The sequence below is a fragment of the Bacteroides muris (ex Afrizal et al. 2022) genome, from assembly GCF_004793475.1.
GTDB lineage: Bacteria > Bacteroidota > Bacteroidia > Bacteroidales > Bacteroidaceae > Bacteroides > Bacteroides muris.
In genome coordinates, this window is record NZ_SRYZ01000055.1 from 1 (window position 1) to 25,244 (window position 25,244).

19 protein-coding genes and 1 pseudogene are annotated in these 25,244 nt (G+C 46.5%); 5 read left to right on the top strand and 15 right to left on the bottom strand.

What is annotated here, in order from left to right; translation table 11 throughout:
* Positions 1 to 736: 736 nt before the first annotated feature.
* The 13 genes from E5355_RS16420 to E5355_RS16480 all read right to left on the bottom strand — a co-directional run bounded on the left by E5355_RS16420 (position 737) and on the right by E5355_RS16480 (position 13,758).
* Positions 737 to 1,192, bottom strand: coding sequence for a hypothetical protein (locus E5355_RS16420; protein ID WP_136011181.1), 456 nt, complete (start codon positions 1,190 to 1,192; stop codon positions 737 to 739).
* A gap of 479 nt (positions 1,193 to 1,671) precedes the next feature.
* Entirely contained in the window at positions 1,672 to 2,727 is a 1,056-nt protein-coding gene (locus E5355_RS16425; RefSeq protein ID WP_168354364.1) for a hypothetical protein, read from the bottom strand.
* A gap of 1,432 nt (positions 2,728 to 4,159) precedes the next feature.
* Positions 4,160 to 4,972: a hypothetical protein gene (locus E5355_RS16430; protein ID WP_136011183.1), complete on the bottom strand. Its 813-nt coding sequence runs from the start codon at positions 4,970 to 4,972 to the stop codon at positions 4,160 to 4,162.
* Positions 4,969 to 6,069 carry an AAA family ATPase gene (locus E5355_RS16435; RefSeq protein ID WP_136011184.1) on the bottom strand — a complete coding sequence of 367 codons (1,101 nt, stop codon included), beginning with the start codon at positions 6,067 to 6,069 and terminating at the stop codon, positions 4,969 to 4,971. The genes E5355_RS16430 and E5355_RS16435 overlap by 4 nt, the downstream gene beginning before the upstream one ends.
* A 133-nt stretch (positions 6,070 to 6,202) precedes the next feature.
* The gene (locus tag E5355_RS16440) at positions 6,203 to 7,186 is read right to left on the bottom strand and encodes a helix-turn-helix transcriptional regulator (protein ID WP_136011185.1); all 984 of its coding nucleotides are present in this window, start codon (positions 7,184 to 7,186) and stop codon (positions 6,203 to 6,205) included.
* 121 nt (positions 7,187 to 7,307) lie between these two features.
* Positions 7,308 to 8,213, bottom strand: coding sequence for a LysR family transcriptional regulator (locus E5355_RS16445; protein ID WP_136011186.1), 906 nt, complete (start codon positions 8,211 to 8,213; stop codon positions 7,308 to 7,310).
* Between the two features lie 23 nt (positions 8,214 to 8,236).
* Complete coding sequence (locus E5355_RS16450) at positions 8,237 to 8,746, bottom strand: threonine/serine exporter family protein (protein WP_136011187.1); 510 nt, start codon at positions 8,744 to 8,746, stop codon at positions 8,237 to 8,239.
* Between the two features lie 14 nt (positions 8,747 to 8,760).
* Entirely contained in the window at positions 8,761 to 9,567 is an 807-nt protein-coding gene (locus tag E5355_RS16455; protein WP_136011188.1) for a threonine/serine ThrE exporter family protein, read from the bottom strand.
* Positions 9,545 to 9,790, bottom strand: a complete 246-nt coding sequence (locus E5355_RS16460; RefSeq protein ID WP_136011189.1) for a hypothetical protein — start codon at positions 9,788 to 9,790, stop codon at positions 9,545 to 9,547. Before E5355_RS16460 ends, E5355_RS16455 begins: the two co-directional genes overlap by 23 nt.
* Before the next feature lie 174 nt (positions 9,791 to 9,964).
* A complete protein-coding gene (locus tag E5355_RS16465; protein WP_136011190.1) occupies positions 9,965 to 11,539 on the bottom strand; it encodes a peptide chain release factor 3 in 1,575 nt (524 codons plus the stop codon).
* Positions 11,540 to 11,560: 21 nt separating this feature from the next.
* Positions 11,561 to 12,415, bottom strand: a complete 855-nt coding sequence (gene rfbD, locus E5355_RS16470; RefSeq protein ID WP_136011191.1) for a dTDP-4-dehydrorhamnose reductase — start codon at positions 12,413 to 12,415, stop codon at positions 11,561 to 11,563.
* 74 nt (positions 12,416 to 12,489) lie between these two features.
* Positions 12,490 to 13,035 (bottom strand): DUF4924 family protein, encoded by a 546-nt coding sequence (locus E5355_RS16475; RefSeq protein ID WP_136011192.1) that lies wholly within the window; start codon positions 13,033 to 13,035, stop codon positions 12,490 to 12,492.
* Positions 13,036 to 13,104: 69 nt separating this feature from the next.
* Positions 13,105 to 13,758, bottom strand: a complete 654-nt coding sequence (locus E5355_RS16480; protein WP_136011193.1) for a LysE family translocator — start codon at positions 13,756 to 13,758, stop codon at positions 13,105 to 13,107.
* 484 nt (positions 13,759 to 14,242) lie between these two features.
* Between E5355_RS16480 and purL the strand changes: the two genes are divergently transcribed.
* The 4 genes from purL (at position 14,243) to E5355_RS16500 (ending at position 19,405) form a co-directional block, all read left to right on the top strand.
* Complete coding sequence (purL, locus tag E5355_RS16490; RefSeq protein ID WP_136011194.1) at positions 14,243 to 17,947, top strand: phosphoribosylformylglycinamidine synthase; 3,705 nt, start codon at positions 14,243 to 14,245, stop codon at positions 17,945 to 17,947.
* A 174-nt stretch (positions 17,948 to 18,121) separates the two neighbouring features.
* Entirely contained in the window at positions 18,122 to 18,253 is a 132-nt protein-coding gene (locus E5355_RS20160; RefSeq protein ID WP_255260473.1) for a hypothetical protein, read from the top strand.
* Between the two features lie 51 nt (positions 18,254 to 18,304).
* Positions 18,305 to 18,847: a chromate transporter gene (locus tag E5355_RS16495; protein WP_136011195.1), complete on the top strand. Its 543-nt coding sequence runs from the start codon at positions 18,305 to 18,307 to the stop codon at positions 18,845 to 18,847.
* Between the two features lie 9 nt (positions 18,848 to 18,856).
* A complete protein-coding gene (locus tag E5355_RS16500; RefSeq protein ID WP_136011196.1) occupies positions 18,857 to 19,405 on the top strand; it encodes a chromate transporter in 549 nt (182 codons plus the stop codon).
* Positions 19,406 to 19,714: 309 nt separating this feature from the next.
* Here the strand turns inward: E5355_RS16500 and E5355_RS16505 are convergent, their stop codons facing one another.
* Positions 19,715 to 21,229, bottom strand: coding sequence for a glycoside hydrolase family 10 protein (locus E5355_RS16505; protein WP_136011197.1), 1,515 nt, complete (start codon positions 21,227 to 21,229; stop codon positions 19,715 to 19,717).
* A gap of 217 nt (positions 21,230 to 21,446) precedes the next feature.
* On the opposite strand from E5355_RS16505, the gene uvrA reads away from it, so the two are divergent.
* Positions 21,447 to 24,230 carry an excinuclease ABC subunit UvrA gene (uvrA, locus tag E5355_RS16510; protein ID WP_136011198.1) on the top strand — a complete coding sequence of 928 codons (2,784 nt, stop codon included), beginning with the start codon at positions 21,447 to 21,449 and terminating at the stop codon, positions 24,228 to 24,230.
* A 410-nt stretch (positions 24,231 to 24,640) separates the two neighbouring features.
* Here the strand turns inward: uvrA and E5355_RS16515 are convergent.
* Positions 24,641 to 25,171: pseudogene (locus tag E5355_RS16515) on the bottom strand (MFS transporter); the annotation flags it as partial.
* Positions 25,172 to 25,244: the final 73 nt, after the last annotated feature.

Here is a 25,244-nt window from a genome sequence, read left to right on the forward strand (position 1 = left end):
AACTATATTTCAATAATTTCAAAGAACTTTTTCAGATTTTAATGGGACAGTAGTGGTTTTAATAATTAATACTTTCACTTTTATAAATGGAACGTGTATCACTACAAATTCCATTCAAAGCACGAAGTGCATTCTTTAAATATTGCCGATGATATCAGTAATGCTGTTAGAAATATTGATGTTATATTTCCACTGATTGCTTCTGTTATTATTCCAATTGCTCCCATAACCGCTATATATTAAAATTGTTAACTATTGCTAATTTATTAGAAAATACAGAAAAGAAGGGGATGCTGATTATTCCAGACCTTCTTCCATCAATTTCAGAAATTCCTCTCTGTCAACAAAGTTGACAAAGAGCATGTCTTTCTTTTTATCTTCCACATAAATCTCTGACATTTGTAAAGCATACAAGTGCAAGAAATAATAAGCTATAGAAAGCAGTATCAGTCCCAAAACACAAATTAAGATTTTCTACATAATTATATTCATTTACGCACAGATTTAGCCTTAACGATTTTATGATAAAATATATTCTCATCATCTTTAAATTGAATCATTCTATATTTATTCCCACCAACATAGTAGCTTCCTCCACCACCATATTGCCCTTCGTACGTAAATGTCACTTCTATATTAACGTGAGTTCGACGAGTTCTAATCATCTTTAAATTTGGTGATTAGAATTCGTCGAACTCATGTTAAGTATAAATAATATTTTCATAATGATATCTTTTTATAAGATAAACCATGAATAAGACAATGCCTCTTTCTTCTTTATAGCAAATAACGCGCGATTAGCCTCCATAAAACCTTTCTTAGAAGCTTTCTTTAAAAACTTTTTTCCTTTGCGTTGCTGTCCTAACAACCAATACGATATTCCTAAGTTGTAATACAATTGCATGTTGTAATATCCAGTATCTAAGGCTGCATTTGCATAGCTTATAAAAAAATGAATTCGTTTCTTTTGCAAATAGTAATAAGCTGTCTGTGAATGTTTCTCAAAACTTTCTTGGGCTTGTCTATCTTTCCAAGCCGTAGCCATAGCTATACACATTATTTCCTCATGCGACATTGGTACATAAGTATTAATTATTGGAGCCTCAGCCGGACTATCATAACGATTCTGCGCTTTGATAATATCATCACATAGTGATAAAAAAAAGATTAATGTAAGATAATAGAATTTCATACTAATTAGAATTTACATCTTCCCAGCCCCAAAGAAAACATTTATACAAACAGAAACGTGGAACTACGTGCCCACTATCTGCAACTGAAGGTCCTAGGAAAACCCAAACACACGAATAGATGGACAGTAGCCCCACGCTGAAACCAACGCAGGAAACAACCATGCCATTCTGTGTGTTTTTGAAAATTTCCTAGGTTTTCAGTCACAAGAACAAGCACAACGCTTCTTACAATTTTATCTCTAAAAAACATTGAAGGACATCACCATGTACTTCATCCGCAAACTTAAACATTTTCTTTCACAAAAAAGAAAATTAGAGAAAGTTTTTAGCTCCTACAAATATTTTCTTGAGACAACAATCATAGCCACCGTCCAATCTATTTATTGATAACTATTTATATACTACTCCAACCACCCATACAGCAACGCCCAATGCGAACATTCTTACACAGCATTCAAGCTTACCATATTCTATTTTTCTATTCTTTTCGCAAACGCTTAGACTCCCTCATATCCGCCTTATATTCATCACTCATTTTCAGCTTTCTGAATATCTCCGCTCTGATACGAAAACATTCTGCTGTCGGCTTTTCACAGATTGCAAAATAATGGTTGGCAACTTTCAAAGCCTCATCATAATCTTTCAGGAAAAACAGTGCTTCCGCCTTATTGATAATAGCATCCGACCATACTCTTTCATTATGCGTTATCAACAACTGATTGTCAGCAACCGCCTCACGGTATTTACCGATATGTGTATAAAGAATGGCACGGTCACGATAAGCGGCATAATATTTTGGATTGAGATTGATAAACGCTGTATATTTTTCTATCAAGGCACCTTTAGGATAGGATTTATCGAAAAACAGCCTGTTTAATGCGCGATACTGCTCCCGTATTTCTTCCAATTCCTCTTTTATAACTTTCTTTCTCTCCTCCGGTACCAAGACTTCAATATCAGAAATTTCCTTCGGATAAATAATCAAATCGCGTGGAAGCATTATTTTCTTCAGAAGTTCCACATATATAGAGTTCTTCTTATTCCCTTCTCCTCTATATTCATGTCTATCCAATACGATATAGTAATTCCTGGCAATGAAATCATCCGCTACTTTCAAGAAAGCTTCCTTAATCCGTGAACATTTCTCATTTATCGCATTATCCGTTACATCTACCAAGCGACGGATGGACTCTTTCTGTTTTTCAGCATCCTCTCTATTGGAGAGCACTTTATAAATAGCCAACAGTTCATCATAGTAGGCCGACAGCATTTTAAACTCTACTCCCTCCGGATGGCGCAGATAAAATATGTACAGTGTCTTTTGCAAAGGGGTCATCCGCACCTCCTTATCATAATCAAGCAAGCAAATCTTGAATTCATCCGTAATCTGAAGCCTACTCAGCTCTGGAATCACCTTTACATTCTTCAACTCATCTAAAGTCTCAGTTCCTAATGTGTGCAACAATAACTCATAATAACCTGCACCTTTCAGAATTTCAATCTCTTTCTTAATGTTTTCTGCAATATTTTTCATAACAATGGGAAATTCATGGTCTGCAAATTCTTGTTGTGGTGCTCCCTCACTCTCATAAAATTCTCCTCCCTGCAAATTCGACACCACAGACATGCAAAGACCTCCATGAGACCTTTGCCGATCCTCTTTTATGAAAGCGCAATAATCCAAGAAGAAAGTCTCCCAACCATCCTCTGTCATTCCTAGCATTGGATAAAGTGTGAAACGGCTCTCTCGCACTATGTTCCACATGCCGGGTGTGGAATCATATATAAAGCAAGCAAAATGAAAGATACCACTTTCCATCTCTGTCCAATCAAGATGCAGTACTTTACAAAGCAATTTTGTATATTCCACTGTGGTCATTGAACCCAAAAAATTCTCAATGTCCCTATTCCTCTCTTCTGTCAAATTAGCCAAACTATTCAAAAAAGTATCAGGCTTCCATTGAGGCAAATAAATAAAACGAAAACCGTTTTGATGAAAAATGGCTTTTATTTCATCCAAATTTTCCCGGATACATCGGTTCAAACTCTCGTCATAACGATTTTCTACATAAATGTAAGTGTCCGCATCAAAATCAAAAGAGACTTTCCCAGGATAATGAAACCCCTTGAACTTATTCCGTTTCCGCCGATAGTTCTCCTCCCTTTCTTGTTGTTCTCTTAACCATGTATCATCCGTTCCATTTTTGTTTCTAAACTTCCCAAAAACAAAGCATACAGAAAAAAGAGGCAACAACGGGAAAAACAACAGACAGCAAAATAAAAGAATTAAAGTAATGAACAACATCAAGAGACATGCCAGACAGATTCCCTTTTCATCTTTTGCATCTTTATATAGCGAGTTCAAATCGTATATTAAAGATTCTACCATATTCTTCAGGTACGCCCGGCAATCTTCAAAACACAAAACAAATATCATGAGGAGTGTCCATACACCTATTATCAACTGTATCATACCCATTTCCATCTATACAATTAATTAAAGAACTGCTATATATAGTCATTGTACAATCTTATAAGTTGTACAATGAAGTAGAATCCTTTACTTATTTTAATGTAGCAAAGGTACTATAATATAACAAATAACAACAAGTTTTGCAAGGCTTGCAAAATCATCATCTAATATTCTTCTATTAAACGTAAATACAAAAGAGAAAGAGAACTATGAATAGCAATGTTTTGAAAATTACATCCCCGAATTTCATTTTGTAACAACATTTCAAAGTCCAAAGACATCCGCTTCAAGCCATCAATCCGTCACACTCCATCCCCTCACAGAACACCTTCTGAAGTGGGGGTAATTCAGTATACGACTGAATAGGATTCAATATACGACTGAATGGCATTCAGTATACGACTGAATAGGGTTCAGTATAAGACCGAGGTTATATTATAGCAAAACAGAATTGAGAACAAGGGGGAAATCACCGACTTTTTGTCCTAATAAATCAACACAAACTGACTATATCCCTAAAATAATCATATAAAAATATCGGAAATGAGTTCAAGACAGATACTCTGCAACTTTCTGTATTTACATACTTAGCCAGTTGATTTTCATATATGTTGCTCTGAGCTAGATTTTCTTTTAAAGCAGGTATAGCATCAACACCTACACAAATGAAGTTTGCCTTCCGAACATTCATATCGGTCAAATGCAGCCAATTTTCTTTAGCAGTCTGTTGTTTCAGCAACTTCTTTTCCTCTTTCTCATTTTTATTACCTGATATAAGCAGATGCTCAAAAGAATTATAAAAAGAAAAATCACGAGCCAAGGCTTTAAAATTATGACATTTCTCACGAGTAACGTCATAACTCAGATAATCCTTATCCGGCAGTTGCTTGGTATAGAACACAGACTCCACCATCGGATAATTGATATACAATTTCCCATTTTCGGTTTCATCGTCAAAATACTCCAGCATTTCACCGATATGTCGGTTGTTCTCTTCCAATGTCAATCGGGATTCTTGAAAATCATAATCAAAAAACAAGAATATTTCAGAAACATCCACTTCCAGAATATCAGCAAGAGTATCATCCCCTTTCTTTTGCAATATATCATTAAGTATAGTTACCGTATTTCCGCTTGCTGTAACATTTTCAAAGACATCATACCCCTTTAACTTTGAATATAAAGAATAAATATTACTGTTATAAGTACATACAAACGGCTCTGTTTCTTTGGCGAAAAACAAATGTTTCAAAGTCTCAAAAAGACGAGGCTCACATTTCTTACCTTCAAAAATAAATAGTATCATACCTTGAAAGTATTACCCCGGAAAAGTTTTTCGATATTGTGTCCAAACCTCAACTCTTTATCCGTACAGTCACACAAAGGTTTAATCTTATTTTCATTCAAGATGAAATTACAGTCCGGACGCAGCAGGTCATTGGTCATTAAATACGTGTTATGTGAAGAAGTAAATATCTGGCAATCCATATTGAACAGCATTTTGCACACTTCAAAGGCTAAACGGAAATGGTAGAACGCATCAAATTCGTCAATAAAGACAAATGACGCCTCACTCATTCGTTTCATCCAAAAATAAAGTAATTGCAGCGACCTCGTTCCCGTAGATGCAACCAAGTAGAAAGGTATTTCCGAACCGCCTATATCACAAAGTATTTGTTTATCGGCAGGCGTATGTGCGACAAGCCGGAACGTTTGTCCACTGACTCTCCGCAGGAAATTTGAGAAGTCTTCGAGCAATCCGTTTGCAATGATAAACTCATCAAGATTCATTGCAGTTGTTTCCAGTCCGATAAATTCCCTTGTATCAAGATTCCGAAACCAAAGCATCGAGTTGACAAACTTACTGAGTTTTATCAAGTAGTGTTCTTTGCCCAACGGGTAGGAAGTCAATAAGAAATTGACTATCGACACATTATTTGCATTGCTTCCGAGGTTATTCTCTATGGTTTCTTCCATAGGAAACTGTTGCTTGTCTATGCAAAAAGAACCATTCTTCCGTTCAAAAACCAAATTATCGTCCACCCTAAGCGATTCGGACACTAATATACCACCGGCATTTTTAGAATAGGCATAGACAACTATCTCGTTCTCAAACCTAAATGTATATTCGAACTCGACTACTCCCTCTTTATTTCCGGTATAAATAAAATTCACATAATAATCTATCTTCTTCCATTTGGGCGACAAATGGTTCTCAATATCGAATAAGGCTAAACTGAAGTTTGTTTTACCCGATCCGTTCGGTCCATATACAATACCATTTTTTATGATACCGTCTTTGATAGCGTTTTTATTGAACTCATAATTAGCCGGACTTGACAAATCCCACTCAATGCGGTCTGCAAATCCACGATAGTTGGTAACAGCAAATTTTACTAACATATTTCTATTGGCTTAACTTTCAGAAGACAAAGATACGGAAAAGGATTTCCGTAAAAAAATTACGGGCTTAATTTATCTTAATGCCACCTAATAGTTTCATACCCTTGTTACTGTTGTCTTGCAATCCGAAATTTCAGACATGACACACTACTGTATCCAGCGTCTCTCCATCGGCAAACAGCCTGCCATCCGCCTGCGTCATTCGCTTCTTCAGACGAAACTTCTGTTGCGAAACCGTGGCAGGAGAGACTGCCGTGAATGTGGCAATCTGCACATTCGTAAAGCGCAAGCGGATAAGCAGGCACAACTGGCGGTCGGCAGGCGTAAGGCGGGGGAAACGCGCCAAGAGGCGGTCGTTGAAGCCATCGTACATTTTATCGGCAAGGTTGTTCAGGTACTTCCAACGGTCGTCCATAAGGAATTTGGGCTGGTTGCGCAGTTGTTGCACCACCTCGTCGCCGTCTATCAAAGCAGAAGTGAGCGCCTGCATCTGCCCGTCCAGCTGACGGACACGCTCACCCTCCTTTTGCAGCATTTCCACTTCGCGGGGCACTGGACGATTCTCGTACTCCTTAAGGCGAAGGCGAAGGGATTCGTTCTCCGTGCAGAGGCGACCGCTTTGCTCCATCAGATTGGTCAGCGACTGGCGCACCTCTTCCCGCTCCTCGTTCGTGAGCGACATTTCGTCCAAGCACGCTTCCAGTTCTTCACGTTCGCGCTCGTAGTCCTGCAAACGCTGTTCGTTCTCGCTCAATTCAATCAGATAACTGCGATGCTTGCGCTCCCTGAAAAAATTGAAATCGACCACAGAGAGCCAAGCGTTCAGCCCCAACATCAAGACCCCGAAAGTGCCCCACCCTATCTGCTTCCAACGGTTGGCAGGCACCATACGGACGGCACGCCCACCGGAAAGTTCCTTTGCCTGCTCATACTCTTGGTGCAGACTGGAGAGCAGCCCCACGGCACGGGCACTGTCGGCATCACCGGCCTGCGCCAGCGAATCGGCATAGACAAGGGATTGTTCGTAACGCAGCAGCACATCTCGGTTGGAATGAGAACAGGAAGTCAGACCAAAGAGGGAAATCAGTAGGAATAGGAGGATAAATAGATTTCTCATACGCAAACACCATTCAAGGTGGAAAATGATTTTAATATTGGGGGGTGAAGGTACGATTTTTTCTTCTTTACTCACCCGATTATGGCCCAATATTTCACCATTTCGTCCAACAATGCCGTTTCTATCTTATCCAGGCACTCACCCGCTCGCGAATAGCCACCGACTCGTTCAGCAACCGGATAAACTCTCGCATAGAGCGTTTGCGATAGGCATCTCGCAAGGTATGCACGCAGCCCACCATATCGTTCTGCGGCACGTCAATGGGAATGGCCTTCACACCCGTTTCGTTGTGAATGGAAGCCTCGGCAAGCACGGTGATGAGGTTGCCTTGCCGCACCAGTTCGAGCAAGATATTGGGGTCGTTTAGTTCGACGTGAATCTTCAGCGGACAAGAGCAACGTTCGAGCATACGGTCGAGGGCATTGCGTGCCTGCAAACCTTTGGAGGGAAGGGCGAGGTTGAATTGCGACAGCCGCTCCAGGCTGACCTTCTCCTCCCTTGCCAACGAATGGAGAGGGCTGACGATGGCTGCCAGGTAATTCTGGAAGAGAATGTGCGACTCGATGTCCTCCATCGCCACACACGGTCTGAAGGCCAATACGAAATCCACCTCGCGCTGGCGAAGCAGTTCCATCAGTTCGGCCATCGGCTTATAGCAGACGTTGAGCTTGATGCGAGGGTATTGCTTCATAAAGGTAAAGATGGTTTCCGTCAGCATAGGAGCGAAGGAGTAAGTGACACCGATGTTCAAGGTGCCCGCCAACACGTCGCGCAGGTCGTGCAGACGCTCCACGCACACTTCGGCATCGCGCAGGGTGGTTCGGGCGTATGGCAACAATTCGATGCCTGCTTCGGTGAGGCTCACACCGTGGCTGTTGCGTTGGAAAAGACAGGCGTCCAGCTCCTGTTCGAGCTGCTTGACCTGTTGCGAGAGGGTGCTTTGCGTGATGCACAGCTCCTTGGCCGCTTCCGAGAAGTTCAAGGTTTCGGCCACTTTGGCGAAATATCTTAATTGTCGTAGTTCCATATAACAAGTTTGCGGGGACAAAATTACAATTTTCTATGGAAAGAACGCCGGGTGGCGCGGAAGGATATTTTTTTCAATAGGAAGATGGGTGAATTGGCGCCTATCACCAACCCCAAAAGTATGAACAGGCAAGTCAGTCCATTGTCGGCAAAGAGGTAGAGGGCGTGAAGGAACTCCGCCTCATTGCTTCCATAAAGGCACATCACCAACCCGCCAAAGGTTTTATAGGCATAGATGCCGGGAATCATAGGCAGCAGCGAGGGGAAAAGGAAGGTTTCGGCAGGCATCTTGGCACGCGTGGAAAAAAGCACGGCTACCATACCGGTGACAAACGAAGCCAGCGCCGTGGCCGCCACAATGTGCATCTCCACCCCGCCGGACAGCATCAGCAGGAAACGAATGGAGTGGCCCACAGCCGCAATAAGGGCGCAATAGCGATAGGCCTTGCGGGGCGGATTGCTGATAGAGGCAAATCCGATGGCCGCTATAGAAGCAAACAATGCGTCTTGAAAAAAATCAATAATCATAATCATCAAGGAATTTCAAGTTAAAACATACGGACATTCATCAGCCACATTCCTGCGTAGAGGCCGATAGACAGGCAGCAGGTCAGTATCACGGAATTCGTCATTCTACTAAAGGAACAGACATAGTGCCCGTCGAGCATATCGCTGAAGGCATTGAGAAGAGGAATACCCGGAACCATATACAGCACACTGGTTCCCAACGCAACGGAAGGTGTAGTGCCCAGCGCGAACAACCCGTCGGTAGCCCCCAAAACCGATGATACGAACGCGCACAGAATAAATACCACACGCACGTCCATTTTTCGCTCCAGCAACATCTGTTTGAGGCAGTATCCCGCCACGGTGGCGACAAACACGACGCCCATCGCCACAAAATCTCCTCCGAAAAGGCGACAGAACGAGGCATTCGCCAGCGAAGCCGCCAACAGTACCCACAACGTATGGGCAGGCGGTGTACGGCATATCCGGTGGAACTCTTCGTAAGCCTCGTCCACACCGGTACCACGGTCGGCTATATCCCAACTAAGGCGGCTAAGGCGGGTATTGATGTCGTAGCTGACCATACCGTTGCGAATGGGTGCGATAAAGGTGAAGGTATCCAGTCCCAGTTTGTCGCTGACGGTGAGGTGAATGTGGCGCGGCATAATGGCCATCGTGGCCTCCATCCGCCAAGCCTCTGCCATACGGGCCACATTCTTTTCAAGACGCACACAAGTGGCACCGCACCCCAGCAGGTAAGCGGCATACGCAGATAAGAAACGACCGACGTCTCTGATGTGTTCCTGCCTGCACGACGGCACGGGGTCAAAGGTCTTCAAACTCTTCATAATCATCGAGTTCATAGTCGTTCGACATCCGTTCCTTATCCGAGGGTTTGAAACCCGGCAGCGGGCGGTCACCCGGAATCCAGAATTCTTCCCGTTCGCGGGAAAGTTCAATGACAGGCCGTCTGTCGTGTGTGTATCTCTGCACGGCGCGGACAAGGCGAACCAGGATAATGACAAGCATAGCAACCGCCACACCGGTCCAAATGAAATAAGGAGTAATCATCTCTTTACACGATTTAGTTCAACAACGTTTCAACTGCGATTAAACACGACTTGACAAGCCGTTCAACGCAGTTTTTAAATGCGGTGCAAAGAAACAACCGCCGGAAAGGATATCCGACGGTTGGCTATGGAAAGAATAGATAAGGGATATCGGCTATGCCGTATCCTGCATACTTTAAAACTCTGAAGTAAAGTGGAAACGAATGTGCTTGAAGTCCATCTGCGCCATCTGCAACACATATCCGCTATCGGCCAGGAACACATCCCTGCCCTCGCGGTCTTTGGCCATGTACTGATATTTGCGCTTCTTGAAGGCTTCCAGCTCCGCCGCATCATCGCTTTCAATCCAGCAGGCCTTATACAGACTGAGCGGCTCCCAACGGCACTTCGCACTGTATTCGTTCTCCAGACGATACTGGATGACCTCGAACTGCAACTGCCCCACCGTACCGATAATCTTACGCCCGTTGAACTGGTTGACGAACAACTGCGCCACACCTTCGTCCATCAACTGGTCGATACCCTTGGCAAGCTGTTTCTGCTTCATCGGGTCGGCATTCTCAATGTACTTGAACATCTCCGGCGAGAAGCTTGGAAGTCCCTTGAAGTGAAGCGCCTCGCCTTCGGTCAGCGTATCGCCAATCTTGAACGTACCGTTATCCGGCAGGCCGATAATATCTCCTGCCCAAGCCTCATCGACAGTCGTCTTGCGCTGCGCCATGAACTGCGTAGGCGACGAGAAACGCATCGTCTTGCCATGACGTACATGCAAGTACGGGGCATTGCGTACAAACTTCCCGGAGCAGATTTTGCAGAAAGCGATACATGAACGGTGATTCGGGTCGATGTTGGCAGTTATCTTAAAGACGAATCCGGTAAATTTGGGTTCTTCCGGCTCCACCTCACGCTCTTCCGCCTTCACGGGACGGGGACTGGGAGCAATCTCCACAAAGCAGTCCAGCAGTTCCTGCACACCAAAGTTATTCAGTGCCGAACCGAAGAATACGGGAGCAAGTTCCCCTTTCAAATATTCCTCCTTATCGAATTCAGGGTAAACACCGTCTATCAGTTCCAGTTCTCCGCGCAGCTTGTCGGCCAGCTGGGCGCCAATCCGGTTGTCCAGCTCCTCTGTATGGATGTCCACTTCCACCTTCTCCGTCACTACCTGCTTGCTGGGCTGGTAGAGGTTGAGGTTATGCTCGTAGATATTGTAGACACCCTTGAAACGGACACCGCTCTCGATAGGCCACGTCAAGGGACGCACGTGGATGTGCAGTTCCTCCTCCAGTTCGTCCAGCAGGTCGAACGGGTCTTTGGCTTCACGGTCCATCTTGTTGATGAAGATAATCACCGGCGTATTACGCATACGGCACACCTCCATCAGCTTGCGTGTCTGCGTCTCTACACCTTTCGCACCGTCCACCACGATGATAACGCTGTCTACAGCCGTCAGCGTGCGGTAGGTATCTTCGGCAAAGTCCTGGTGACCCGGAGTATCGAGGATGTTGACCTTGTAGTCATGGTAGTCGAACTCCATTACAGAAGTGGTAACGGAAATACCACGCTGTTTTTCAATATCCATCCAGTCCGACGTTGCCGTCTTCTTTATCTTGTTGCTCTTTACGGCACCCGCCACCTGGATTTGTCCACCAAAAAGCAACAGCTTCTCGGTCAATGATGTCTTACCGGCATCCGGATGCGCGATAATCGCAAACGTTCTCCGTCTCTCTATTTCGTTGTTATTGGCCATATCTCAATTAGTCAGTAATAATCACTCTTCCAAATTCTTCATGCAGACGGCAAGGCTCGCCTCCCAATGGGGTATATCGATGCCGAATGTCTTCTTTATCTTTGTCTTGTCCAACACGGAATAATGCGGACGCGGCGCCTTGGCAGGAAACTCATCCGTATGCAGCGGGCTTACCTTGCAGGTCTTTATGCCGGCCAGGCGATGGATAGCCAACGTGAAATCATACCACGAGCACACCCCCTCGTTGCTGAAATGATAGACTCCGGGAACAATCCCCCGGTTGACAGCCGCAAAAATGGCACGTGCCAAATCATTGGCGTATGTCGGCGTGCCTATCTGGTCGAAGACAACCCCCAGCGTCTCTCGCTCACGTCCCAAGCGAAGCATCGTCTTCACAAAATTATTCCCGTAAATGGAATAGAGCCATGCCGTACGGATAACCATGGCACGGCTGCAATGCTTCATCACCGCCTGCTCACCCGCCAGTTTAGTAGAGCCATATACCGAATTAGGGCAAGTAGCCGCCTCTTCCGTATAGGGGGTGTATCCGGTTCCGTCGAAGACATAATCGGTGGACACTTGTATCAAGGCAGCACCGCAAGCTTCGGCAGCGGCAGCCAGATAGCCCGGAGCGACATGATTCAGCTTGTCACAAAGTTCCTGATTGTCCTCCGCCGTATCTACCGCCGTATAAGCTGCGCAATTCACAATCACATCTATCCGGTTATCCTCCACAAACCCGTGCACAGCTTGTTCGTCGCAAATGTCCAATTCCTGCACGTCAGTGAAAAAATAAGTGTGCTGCCTGTTTTCTTTCGACAACACTTGCATTTCATTGCCAAGTTGACCGTTGGCACCGGTTATCAGAATATTCATTTAATAAAGTTACACTTATATATAGAATGTTACGATGAACAATATTTTCCTCCATAATTATCAATCATCCACTATCAGTTATCCATCAACTCCAGTTCTCCCCGCTTCTCCTTGTCATAATAGTTGGCAAGCAACGAGATGAAACTGCTGATGACCTCCATAGCCTTCGCCGTGCCCTGACTGATTTCCTTCTTCTGCAAGCGCAACAGCAGCACTCCATAAAGCGCCTCGAAACAAGTATCTATCTCAGACTCCTCTTTCCGGCCGTTTTTCTGACGCAGCTCCACTATAAAAGGCAGTGCCTTGAAATAAGCCGCATTATAGAACGGATATTTCGTAGAGGCCAGTAGTTCGCCATGCAATTCCGTCAGATTCAGAATGACATTCCGGTTGATTTGCAGATGTCCTTTTTCCGTTACGCCTTCCGCACGCATCATATCCGCCAGGTTTCCATACCATTCTTCCAGCGCAGGCCGTTCCTCCTCCGGATAGCGCAAGATGATGTTCTGGCGTATCCGGTCTATGTCACAGCCGTTGGCACGGAGCAAATCCTCTACCTGCCACATATATATAATGTATTCGGCTATATTCTTCTCTTTCAGTAGTTGCGCAATCTTCACGATAAAATGTATGATTTATGACCTTAGATTTATAATCTCATTATCAACTTATCCACTATCGATTATCCATTAATACAGCGATTCACCCATCAGCGTAAACACCAATCCCATCACGGACACCACAATGACAATGCTCCCGATAATACGGTTCAGCATCCAGATACCGCGCAAGTTGAATTGTGTACGGACCTTGTTGACAAAAAAGGTTATGCCAAACCACCAAGCCAAAGCACCCAATGCGATGGCCAGATATCCGGTGACAGCCTCAAACACCAGCACACCCTCACTTACAAAAGCAAAGCGGGCGAAAAGACCTACAAAAAGAAAAATAATCAATGGGTTGGAAAGTGTGACGGCAAACGCCGTTATGAAGTTATGGAAATAAGAGCCCTTATTGGTAGATACCGGCCGGATGGACTGTACCGGATTGCTGCGGAACGTATAAATGCCAAATGCCAGCAGAAGAATGCTTCCGAAAAGCTGCAGGTAAAAGATGTTCTTGTTGACATAATCAAAGACAAAACTCATCCCGTAGCCCGTCAGCAAGGCATAGGCAATGTCGCTCAGGGAGGCTCCTATCCCCGTCACAAAACCATACCACCGTCCTTTATTCAAAGTACGCTGAATGCATAATACCCCTACAGGACCCAATGGCGCAGACACAATGACGCCGATAATGAACCCCTTCCACAATATGTCAAATATGGTCTCTATCTGAATCATGACTGCAAATATCGGACTTTTTTATGAGACGAACGAATAGTGTTAACGTTTTTTCGACGGAAAAGGATTTTAAGAAGTAAAGATTATCCATTTTACATATTATTCCGCATACTTACCTCCGAACTTAACTATATCCCAAGTGACCGCTGTACACCGGGCCGCAGCCAACTTCATATCCCGCCGGACAGTGATACTTGCAGCGAGGAAGAGACCGGGAAAAACGCGACTTTCAAAGGCTTCGGCTGAACCGGCAACCCTGCTGAAGCACGGTATGGCATACATCAGACTTTATAAAACAGAACAAAAAACACATACAAGTAAAATTGCATGCGTTTTTTGTTTTCCTTTTTTTCTCCTCCCCACCGATTTTGCGTATCTTTGTCCCCAAGAAGAAAAGATGAAGATATTCAAAGCAGTAGCTTCAATCGTAAATCATAAAATCGTAAATCATAAAATCGTAAATCATAAAATCGTAAATATAACTATGATTCTTTTTTTCAGAACCCCATCCAAGAGCGTGATTGCCGTAGAATGCAATCACGAACTCCCCCAGGCAGACAGCGACAAACTCTGCTGGCTTTTTGGAGAAGCCACCCCCGAAAGTGAAGACAACCTGAAAGGACATTTCGTCGGCCCGCGCCGCGAAATGATTACCCCTTGGAGTACAAACGCCGTAGAAATCACCCAAAACATGGGACTGGACGGCATTATCCGCATCGAGGAATACTTTCCCGTAAAAGATGAGACTGCAGATTATGACCCGATGCTGCAACGTATGTACAAGGGGCTGAACCAGGATGTGTTTACAACCAACCGGCAACCGGAACCGATTGTACACATCGAAGATCTGGAAGCATATAATGAAAAGGAAGGCCTAGCACTTTCCAAAGAGGAAATGGACTACCTCAAGAAAGTAGAGAAAGACCTCGGACGCCCTCTGACCGACTCCGAAGTATTCGGCTTCGCACAAATCAACTCCGAACACTGCCGCCACAAAATCTTCGGTGGGACGTTCATCATTGATGGAGTGGAACAGGAATCTTCGCTCTTCCAGATGATAAAGAAGACTACACAAGAAAATCCCAACAAGATTATCTCCGCCTACAAAGACAATGTGGCCTTTGCCGAAGGTCCGGTCATCGAGCAATTTGCCCCCGCAGACCACTCCAAGCCCGACTATTTCCAGGTAAAGGACATCAAAAGTGTCATCTCCTTGAAAGCGGAAACCCATAACTTCCCCACCACAGTAGAACCGTTCAACGGCGCGTCTACCGGTACGGGCGGTGAAATCCGCGACCGTATGGGTGGCGGTAAGGGTTCTTGGCCGATTGCCGGAACAGCCGTTTACATGACCTCCTACCCCCGTACGGAAGAAGGACGTCCTTGGGAAGAGATTTTGCCGGTACGCAAATGGCTGTATCAGACTCCCGAACAAATACTAATCAAGGCCTCTAATGGAGCCAGTGATTTCGGAAACAAATTCGGACAACCGCTGATTTGCGGTTCCGTACTTACTTTCGAACATAAAGAAAAAGAAGAAGTTTACGGCTACGACAAGGTGATTATGCTTGCCGGAGGCGTAGGCTACGGCACCCAGCGCGACTGTCTGAAAGGTACCCCGGAAGCCGGCAACAAGGTGGTTGTCATCGGTGGAGACAATTACCGCATCGGTCTGGGCGGCGGCTCCGTATCTTCCGTAGATACCGGACGCTACAGCAGTGGCATCGAGCTGAATGCCGTGCAACGCGCCAACGCTGAAATGCAGAAACGCGCCTACAACGTGGTACGCGCACTTTGTGAGGAAGAGACCAATCCGGTGGTTTCCATCCACGACCACGGCTCTGCCGGACATGTAAACTGTCTGTCCGAATTGGTAGAGGAATGTGGCGGCCTAATCGACATGAGCAAGCTGCCCATCGGCGACACCACGCTGTCTGCCAAGGAAATCATTGCCAACGAAAGCCAGGAACGCATGGGCTTGCTGATTCAGGAAGAGGCCATCGAACATGTGCGCAAGGTAGCCGAACGCGAACGCGCTCCAATGTACGTAGTAGGTGAAACCACCGGTGACCATCGCTTTGCCTTCCAGCAAGCTGACGGTGTACGTCCGTTCGACCTCGCCGTAGAGCAGATGTTCGGCTCTTCTCCCAAGACCTATATGGTGGATAAGAACGTGGAACGTCACTACGAAATGCCCCAATACGAACTTTCCCAGCTACACGAATATCTCACTAATGTGCTCCAACTGGAAGCTGTGGCTTGCAAAGACTGGTTAACCAACAAGGTGGACCGTTCCGTAACAGGCAAGATTGCCCGCCAGCAGTGCCAAGGCGAATTACAGTTACCTTTGAGCGATTGCGGTGTAGTAGCTTTGGATTACCGCGGTGAGAAGGGTATCGCCACTTCCTTGGGACATGCTCCCCAAGCAGCACTTGCCGACCCGGCAGCAGGTTCTGTGCTTTCCGTCAGCGAAGCATTGACCAACCTCGTCTGGGCACCGCTTGCCGAAGGTCTGGACAGCGTTTCCCTTTCTGCCAACTGGATGTGGCCTTGCCGTTCGCAAGAAGGCGAAGATGCCCGTCTATACACAGCCGTAAAGGCATTGAGCGACTTCTGCTGTGCGCTGCAAATCAATGTGCCGACCGGTAAGGACTCTCTTTCCATGACACAAAAATACCCCGACGGCAGCAAAGTAATTTCTCCGGGCACAGTAATTGTTTCTGCCGGTGGAGAAGTGTCCGACGTTAAAAAAGTAGTTTCTCCAGTATTGGTCAACAACGAAAAGACTACCATTTATCATATAGACTTCAGTTTCGACAACCTGAAACTCGGCGGTTCTGCCTTTGCTCAAACTCTGGGTAAGGTGGGCGATGAAGTTCCCTGCGTGCAGGATGCCGAATACTTCCGCGATGCTTTTCTTGCCGTGCAAGAGCTGGTCAGCAAGGGACTGATTCTTGCCGGACATGACATTTCTGCCGGTGGTCTTATCACTACCCTGCTCGAAATGTGCTTCTCCAATGTGGAAGGCGGTATGGAAATCAATCTGGATAAAATCAAGGAACAAGACCTCATCAAGATTCTGTTTGCAGAGAATCCGGGTATCGTTATCCAAGTGAGCGATAAGAATAAGGAAGCAGTGAAGCAGATTCTGGAAGATGCGGGCGTAGGCTACGTGAAGCTTGGCAAACCGACAGACGAACGTCATATTCTTGTATCGAAAGGCGATGCTACTTATCAGTTTGGCATCGACTATATGCGTGATGTGTGGTACTCTACTTCTTATCTCCTCGACCGCAAGCAGTCCATGAACGGCTGTGCCAAGAAACGTTTCGAGAACTACAAGATGCAACCGGTGGAATTCGCCTTCATGCCGGATTTCAAAGGCAAGTTCTCACAATACGGCATCGACCCGAACCGCCGTACACCGTCAGGCATCCGCGCCGCCATCATCCGTGAGAAAGGAACTAATGGTGAACGTGAAATGGCCTACTCGCTCTATCTGGCGGGCTTCGATGTGAAGGACGTTACCATGACCGACCTTATCAGCGGCCGCGAGACTCTGGAAGATGTAAACATGATTGTTTACTGCGGCGGTTTCTCCAATTCCGACGTTCTTGGTTCCGCCAAAGGTTGGGCCGGTGCCTTCCTGTTCAATCCGAAAGCGAAAGAAGCACTCGACAAATATTATGCACGTAAGGATACTCTTTCGCTGGGCGTTTGCAACGGTTGCCAGCTGATGATGGAACTCAACCTCATCAATCCCGAGCTTGACAAGAAAGGCAAGATGCTACACAACGACTCTCACAAGTTCGAATCCAGACACCTGGGTGTTACCGTTCCTGCCAACCGCAGTGTAATGCTCGGCTCCTTAAGCGGCAGCAAACTGGGTATCTGGGTGGCCCACGGTGAGGGAAAATTCTCTTTGCCGTATGATGAGGACAAGTACAACGTTGTGCTGAAATACTCATACGACGAATACCCTGGCAACCCCAACGGTTCGGATTACTCCATAGCCGGATTAGCAAGTGCCGACGGACGTCATCTGGCCATGATGCCCCACTTGGAACGTGCCATCTTCCCCTGGCAGAACGGTTGCTACCCCGCCGACCGCGTGAACAGCGACCAAATCACTCCTTGGATAGAAGCATTTGTCAATGCACGCAAGTGGGTGGAAGCCAATAAGAAATGAACTGAACTTCCTTCTTTGTAGAAATGTAGCAAGCGCGGATTGACAGATAAATCCGCGCTTGTTCATTTTTCCATTCTCTGCCTTCTTTTTGCTTTTCTCGAACAAAAGCATTACTTTTGTATTTACATTCGGCTCGCTCTCAGTACAACATTCAAAAAGAAACGTTTGCCAATTATGAGAAAGTACTTCTTTTTCCACACACTGCTATTATTGCCGCTTATAAGTATTGCACAAACATACAAATACATCGGCGTCAACCGCATCCGTACCTTCAACGACAATGAGAGAGAAGGAAGCGAACGATGATAAGGAAGAGAACGAAGAGAAAGAAATAAAGTAAATTACAACATTTTGAATATGAATATATATCTTGAAGCATTCTCCATTTTCTTTAAGATAGGAGCCTTTACCATCGGCGGCGGCTATGCCATGGTACCGCTGATAGAAAATGAAATCGTAACCAAGCGAAACTGGATAGCCAAAGAAGATTTCATCGACTTGCTTGCCATATCACAATCCGCTCCGGGCATCCTTGCCGTCAACATATCCATTTTCATAGGCTACCGGCTGCGGGGAATACGAGGGAGCATAATCACTGCATTGGGAACCATACTTCCTTCGCTTCTCATCATCCTCACCATAGCGCTGTTCTTTCACAACTTCAAGGACAACGCCGTTGTGGAGCGTATATTCAAAGGCATCCGCCCGGCAGTGGTTGCGCTGATTGCCGCCCCTACGTTCAGCATGGCGAAATCGGCCCGGATAAACCGATATAACCTATGGATACCGGTGGTTTCAGCATTGCTCATCTGGCTGGCGGGCTTCTCCCCCATCTGGATTATCATTGCAGCGGGCGTGGGAGGCTACTTCTTTCACAGTACAAGTATCACCAAGCATTAATTACTGATTATGATTTTCTTACAGTTGTTCTACACGTTCTTCAAAATCGGCCTTTTCGGCTTTGGCGGCGGATATGCCATGCTGTCCATGATACAAGGCGAAGTAGTCACCCGTTATGGCTGGCTTTCTCCTCAGGAATTTACCGATATCGTAGCAATCAGCCAGATGACCCCCGGCCCGATAGGCATTAATTCGGCAACTTACGTAGGCTTTACGGCCACGGGCAGCGTATGGGGATCTGTTGTCGCCACTTTTGCCGTGGTGCTCCCCTCTTTCCTACTGATGCTGACCATCAGCAAGTTCTTTCTGAAATACCAGAAACATCCCTCGGTAGAAGCCATATTCGGCGGACTCCGTCCGGCAGTGGTAGGCCTGCTGGCCTCGGCGGCACTGGTGCTGATGAACCGGGAGAACTTCGGTTCTCCGCAGGATGACGTGCATTCTTTCGCCATCAGCTGCCTCATCTTCCTGGTAGCATTTGTAGGCACAAAAAAATATAAGCTGAACCCGATAGGAATGATTGTGGCCTGCGGAATGGCCGGACTCGTGCTGTATTGAGACGATTCACGAAAACCGGTTATAAGGTTAACAAAACTATCATAATTTCTTCCCGAAAACGCCGTTCCGCCTTCACTCTGCCTTCGCTTTACCTTCGTTTCTAGGAATCGAAATAAAATGAGGCCCGATTTTTAACGCATCGACCCGATTATCGGGCATTAATTGGCGGTCTGGGGCGTGCGTTATACCGATATTATCGCGCAGTGCATTCTTCGGACAGGCTTGGCTCTCGCGTATTTCCTTCGTGCCGCCTGCCCTTACGGGCAAGAAGGCCGGAGGGAACAGAAAGGGCTTGGCAGCCGCCGTCTCCTAGAGTTTGATTTTTTTTCCTACGGATTTCGACTCATTGTGCAGACGGTCAAGGGCGGTCACCACGTAGCGATACTTCGTCTTTCCGTCTTCATAAGGAAGCTTATAGAAATTATCACGCGTGATGGCTACGATGTGTGAAGGGTCGTCTATATCCACTGCCTCTTTGGCGCCGAAGCGATAGACCACGTATCGGACGGCGCGGTTCATTTCTTCTTCGTACTTGGGAGCTGTCCAGAAGAGGATGTAGCCGTCTTCCGTCCACACCGGTTTCAGCCTGCGTACCTTTGCCGGAGCTTCGTTGTCCATAAAATCGAAAACGGGAGGCAATGCCGGATATTTATGATATTCGGCAATCAAAGCATCGCGATACTTGCCGACATTCTCGATAACGGCGCTGGCAGGCCACTGGCAACTGCCGCCGATGGTTTGATAGGCGCGCTGCAGGGCCATCTTGCGGGGAAGTTGATTCATCGAGGGGTTCTTGGGATCGGCATTCTGCACAGTGTTCATCACGGACTGGCCGATAAACAAAGGGCGATTTTCCGTATTCTTGGCCCACCACTTCACCAAAGCCTCATAATCGGCAACTGGATGTCCTATATGCCAATAAATCTGAGGAATATTATAGTCTATCCAACCTTCGCGGGCCCACAACAACACATCCGCATAAAGATCATCGTAGTTTTGCAGGCCTTTGGTCTTACTACCAAGCGGGTCACTACTCTCGTTCCGGTAAATGCCGAACGGAGAAACCCCGAACTTCACCCACGGCTTGATTTCACGAATCGTCTCATGCAGTTTCTTAATCAGCATATTCACGTTGTTCCGGCGCCAGTCTCCCTTATTGCCGAATCCTCCGCCCAAACGTGCAAAACTCGCATCGTCGGGGAAATCCTTTCCCTTAACGGGATAAGGATAAAAGTAATCGTCCATATGGATGGCATCCACATCATAGCGAGAAACGATGTCGCTCACCACCATGCAGATGTGCCGGCGGCTCTCGGGAAGTGCCGGGTCAAAATACAACTGGTCACCGTAAGTGACAAACCATTCCGGATGGATATTGTACACATGATTGGGAGCCAACTCACTCTTCAAGGTTGTCTTCGTGCGATACGGATTAATCCACGCATGAAACTCCATACCACGTTTATGACATTCATCAATCATAAACTGCATAGGATCCCAATAGGGTTCGGGGGCTTTGCCCTGCACTCCGGTAAGGAAACGGCTCCACGGTTCCAGCCTGGAGGCATACAGAGCATCCGCTTCGGGACGTACCTGGAAGATTATGGCGTTGATTCCCGCCTCCTGCAGGGAATTCAGCTGCCCTGTCAGATTCTGTTTCAGCTTTTCGGCAGGCATTCCGCGGAACTGTCCGTTAACCGACTGTATCCATGCCGCACGAAATTCACGTTTGGGACAGGCCCCCTTCGTCTGTACTTGAGCAAACACTCCGCCTGCCGTCAGCAGCGACAAAAGACATAGGCATAAAATGGATTTTATTCTCATACTTACGGTCAATAAATTTTCAATATCTTTTATATTTAAGAAGCGAAATTAATTCTTTTGTCCTAAGTATACCGGTAGAGAGCGGAAAGTATAACAAATCTTAACCAAGAGTGTCTTTCCTCTCCAACAAATCCACTTTTTGCCTTGTCCGATTGTTACAATTCAACTAGCAAACATTATCTTTGTACCTTGTAAACCATCGAACCAACCTACAGATATGGCAGAAAATACATCAATCATCATAAAGGGAGCCCGTGTCAATAACCTTAAGAATATCGACGTAGAAATTCCCCGCAACAAACTCGTAGTCATCACCGGACTGTCCGGTTCCGGAAAATCCTCACTGGCTTTCGATACATTATACGCCGAGGGGCAACGCCGCTACGTGGAGAGCCTGAGCAGTTATGCCCGTCAGTTTCTGGGACGTATGAGCAAGCCCGAATGCGATTTCATCAAAGGAATTCCACCTGCCATTGCCATTGAGCAGAAGGTAAGCAGCCGTAACCCGCGCTCCACCGTGGGCACCTCCACCGAAATATACGAATACCTGCGGCTGCTCTACGCACGTGTCGGGAAAACCTTCAGCCCGGTTGGCGGACAAGAAGTGAAGAAACACTCGGCCGAAGACATCGTGAAGTGCATGCTAGAATATCCGGAAGGAACCAGATATACCGTACTCGCCCCGATATTGCTACGCGAAGACCGCACGCTGCAACAGCAACTGGAGATAGACATGAAGCAAGGTTTCACCCGCCTGGAAGTAAATGGTGAAATGATGCGCATCGACGAATACCAGCCGAAAACCGGAGATACCGTTTTTCTGCTGATTGACCGTATGACAGCCTCCTCGGAAAAGGATTCCGTCAGCCGCCTCACCGACTCGGCCGAAACAGCCATGTACGAGGGAGACGGCTCCTGCCTGCTGCGCTTCTACCGGCCCGACGGAGGTACCAGCCTCTATCGTTTCAGCACCAAATTCGAAGCAGACGGCATCGTCTTCGAAGAACCGAACGACCAGATGTTCTCCTTCAACTCTCCCATCGGCGCATGCCCCGTGTGCGAGGGATTCGGACGGGTCGTCGGCATCGACGAGCATCTCGTGATACCCGACCGTTCCTTGTCCGTCTACGACGGCGCTGTAGTATGCTGGCGGGGCGAGAAGATGGGCGAATGGAGGGATATGGTGATACACGGAGCCGAGAAAGCCGGCTTCCCCATATTCACTCCCTATTACGAACTGACCGACGAGCAACGCCGGATGCTGTGGGAAGGGACACGCTACTTTGAAGGTATCAACGCCTTCTTCAAGATGGTACAGGAAAACCAGTACAAGATACAATATCGCGTGATGCTGGCACGATATCGCGGAAAGACGCTCTGCCCCAAATGCCACGGCACCCGCCTGAAACCCGAAGCGAACTACGTACGCGTGGGAGGACGCAACATCTCTGAACTGGTAGATTTGCCCATCACCGAGCTGAAGCTCTTCTTCGACAACCTGAAGCTGGACTCGCATGACACCGACATAGCCCGACGCATCCTGACAGAAATCAACAGCCGCATACGCTTCTTATTGGATGTCGGTCTGGGATACCTCACACTGAACCGCCTCAGCAACTCGCTCTCCGGCGGCGAAAGCCAGCGAATCAACCTCGCTACCTCGCTGGGCAGCAGCCTGGTGGGCAGCCTGTATATTCTTGACGAGCCGAGCATCGGCTTGCATAGCCGCGACACGGACAAACTGATACACGTGCTCCGCCAGCTGCAACAGTTGGGCAATACGGTAGTGGTAGTGGAACACGATGAAGAGATTATCCGTGCTGCCGACTATATCATCGACATCGGCCCCCGGGCAGGCCGCTTGGGAGGAGAAATCGTCTACCAAGGAGACATGAAAGACCTTCGGAAAGACAGCGACAGCTATACCGTGCGCTATCTGCTGGGAGAAGAAACAATCCCCCTGCCGGAACACCGTCGACCATGGAACAACTACATAGAGATAAAAGGTGCCCGCGAAAACAATCTGAAGGGCGTAGAGGCACGCTTCCCGCTGAACGTAATGACCGTAGTCACCGGAGTCAGCGGTTCGGGCAAGAGCACGCTGGTACGCGACATCTTCTACCGCGCCCTGAAACGAGAGTTGGATGAATGCAGCGAACGCCCGGGCGAGTTCACCTCCATCGGAGGAGATTTGCAGAACCTGCGCAATGTAGAGTTTGTTGACCAGAATCCTATCGGGAAGTCATCGCGAAGCAATCCCGTGACCTACATCAAGGCCTACGACGAAATCCGTAAACTATGGGCAGACCAGCCACTTGCCAAGCAGATGGGATACAGTGCCGGACACTTCAGCTTCAACAGCGAAGGCGGCCGTTGCGAGGAATGCAAGGGTGAGGGCACCATCACAGTGGAAATGCAATTCATGGCAGACCTCGTATTGGAATGCGAATCTTGCCATGGCAAACGCTTCAAGGCGGACACTTTGGAAGTGAAGTTCCACGACATGAATATCTACGACGTATTGGAGATGACCGTAAACCAAGCCGTCGAATTCTTTACGCAACACGGACAGAAAAAGATTGTAAAGAAACTGCAACCCCTGCAGGATGTAGGGTTGGGATATATCAAACTGGGGCAGGCCTCCTCCACCCTCTCCGGTGGAGAGAACCAGCGCGTGAAGCTCGCTTTCTACCTCAGCCAGGAGAAAGCGGACCCGACCATGTTCATCTTCGATGAACCGACCACCGGACTACACTTCCACGACATCAAGAAGTTGCTCGAGGCATTCGACGCCTTGATACGCCGCGGACACAGCATTGTCATCATCGAGCACAACCTGGATGTGGTGAAGTGCGCAGACCACGTGATAGACCTTGGACCCGAAGGAGGAGACAAAGGAGGAAACATCGTAGCTACCGGTACACCGGAGGAGGTGGCGAAGTGTACAGCAAGTTATACGGGACAATTCTTGCAAGAGAAATTGCACCCCTCGCTTCCTTAAATAGAACACAGAGGCACAGAGACACAGAGATATTAAATTCAAGGAAAAAGAATAAAACTCCGTGCCTCCGTGTCTTTGTCTTAATCAGCAGGATTTAACATGTTAAGAATTTCCTTTACCTACTCACACTACACACTGACAACCTATTAACTATAAAAATAGAAATTACATAAAACCACATATAGCATATTTACTCTATAAAAACACTCACAAATAACTCTGTATTACGACAAATCCACACAGCCTAGCTAAAATATCTATACATTATACATAAAAGCAAACTTTTTAAGCCGATTAATCAGAATTTGCAGAAGCAATAGATAACAAACAACGGTGCCTTCCATTGAAAGTACCTCATAAAAACCATGTGGGAAATGGCAATATATATCAAATTTAAAAAGGCTGAATAATCAAGCTTTTGCAGCAATCTTTATACCAAAAGCACAATACGTCAGATATAAAACACAAGCTAATGTAACTATAGCTCCACCAATGACACCTACAGTACCAATAGCAAAGCCTATAACCGGGGCAACAACTCCACCACCAGCGACCGCCGTTATCATCAGACCGGAAATTTGATTCGCTTTCTCTGGACGAGCCTGCAAAGCCATTGAATAAATAATAGAGAAAACTGATGAAGCAAAAAAGCCTACTGCACCAATACAAACTACATTCACCACATCCTTTTCCACTCTTATTAAAACTAACAACGCAACAACACAAGCTACAATATTTATACGGAAATATTTCATTTCTGCAATACGGGTCAACAAGAACGCCCCCAACAAAGCACCAATTGTACGACTGAGGAAATAGGCTTGAGGAGCAAATTTTACTTGCTCATCAGACCATCCAAAACGGATAGACATAAGTTTCGAACTAATAAAGTTTATCGCCACATCCACGCCTACAATAAAAAAAATTCCTAAAAACAGTAAGAAACTGTTTAAAAATTACACAATAATTTTGTTAAGCATGATTTTGCAGAAAGCAAGTTGAACCATAGGCTCT

Excerpts from the sequence above, each read along its gene's own strand:
- E5355_RS16420 (WP_136011181.1), bottom strand. The coding sequence starts at position 1,192 with ATGAAATTCTATTATCTTACATTAATCTTTTTTTTATCACTATGTGAT.
- E5355_RS16425 (WP_168354364.1), bottom strand. The coding sequence starts at position 2,727 with ATGAAAAATATTGCAGAAAACATTAAGAAAGAGATTGAAATTCTGAAA.
- E5355_RS16430 (WP_136011183.1), bottom strand. The coding sequence starts at position 4,972 with ATGATACTATTTATTTTTGAAGGTAAGAAATGTGAGCCTCGTCTTTTT.
- E5355_RS16435 (WP_136011184.1), bottom strand. The coding sequence starts at position 6,069 with ATGTTAGTAAAATTTGCTGTTACCAACTATCGTGGATTTGCAGACCGC.
- E5355_RS16440 (WP_136011185.1), bottom strand. The coding sequence starts at position 7,186 with ATGAGAAATCTATTTATCCTCCTATTCCTACTGATTTCCCTCTTTGGT.
- E5355_RS16445 (WP_136011186.1), bottom strand. The coding sequence starts at position 8,213 with ATGGAACTACGACAATTAAGATATTTCGCCAAAGTGGCCGAAACCTTG.
- E5355_RS16450 (WP_136011187.1), bottom strand. The coding sequence starts at position 8,746 with ATGATTATGATTATTGATTTTTTTCAAGACGCATTGTTTGCTTCTATA.
- E5355_RS16455 (WP_136011188.1), bottom strand. The coding sequence starts at position 9,567 with ATGAAGAGTTTGAAGACCTTTGACCCCGTGCCGTCGTGCAGGCAGGAA.
- E5355_RS16460 (WP_136011189.1), bottom strand. The coding sequence starts at position 9,790 with ATGATTACTCCTTATTTCATTTGGACCGGTGTGGCGGTTGCTATGCTT.
- E5355_RS16465 (WP_136011190.1), bottom strand. The coding sequence starts at position 11,539 with ATGGCCAATAACAACGAAATAGAGAGACGGAGAACGTTTGCGATTATC.
- rfbD (WP_136011191.1), bottom strand. The coding sequence starts at position 12,415 with ATGAATATTCTGATAACCGGTGCCAACGGTCAACTTGGCAATGAAATG.
- E5355_RS16480 (WP_136011193.1), bottom strand. The coding sequence starts at position 13,758 with ATGATTCAGATAGAGACCATATTTGACATATTGTGGAAGGGGTTCATT.
- purL (WP_136011194.1), top strand. The coding sequence starts at position 14,243 with ATGATTCTTTTTTTCAGAACCCCATCCAAGAGCGTGATTGCCGTAGAA.
- E5355_RS20160 (WP_255260473.1), top strand. The coding sequence starts at position 18,122 with ATGAGAAAGTACTTCTTTTTCCACACACTGCTATTATTGCCGCTTATA.
- E5355_RS16495 (WP_136011195.1), top strand. The coding sequence starts at position 18,305 with ATGAATATATATCTTGAAGCATTCTCCATTTTCTTTAAGATAGGAGCC.
- E5355_RS16500 (WP_136011196.1), top strand. The coding sequence starts at position 18,857 with ATGATTTTCTTACAGTTGTTCTACACGTTCTTCAAAATCGGCCTTTTC.
- E5355_RS16505 (WP_136011197.1), bottom strand. The coding sequence starts at position 21,229 with ATGAGAATAAAATCCATTTTATGCCTATGTCTTTTGTCGCTGCTGACG.
- uvrA (WP_136011198.1), top strand. The coding sequence starts at position 21,447 with ATGGCAGAAAATACATCAATCATCATAAAGGGAGCCCGTGTCAATAAC.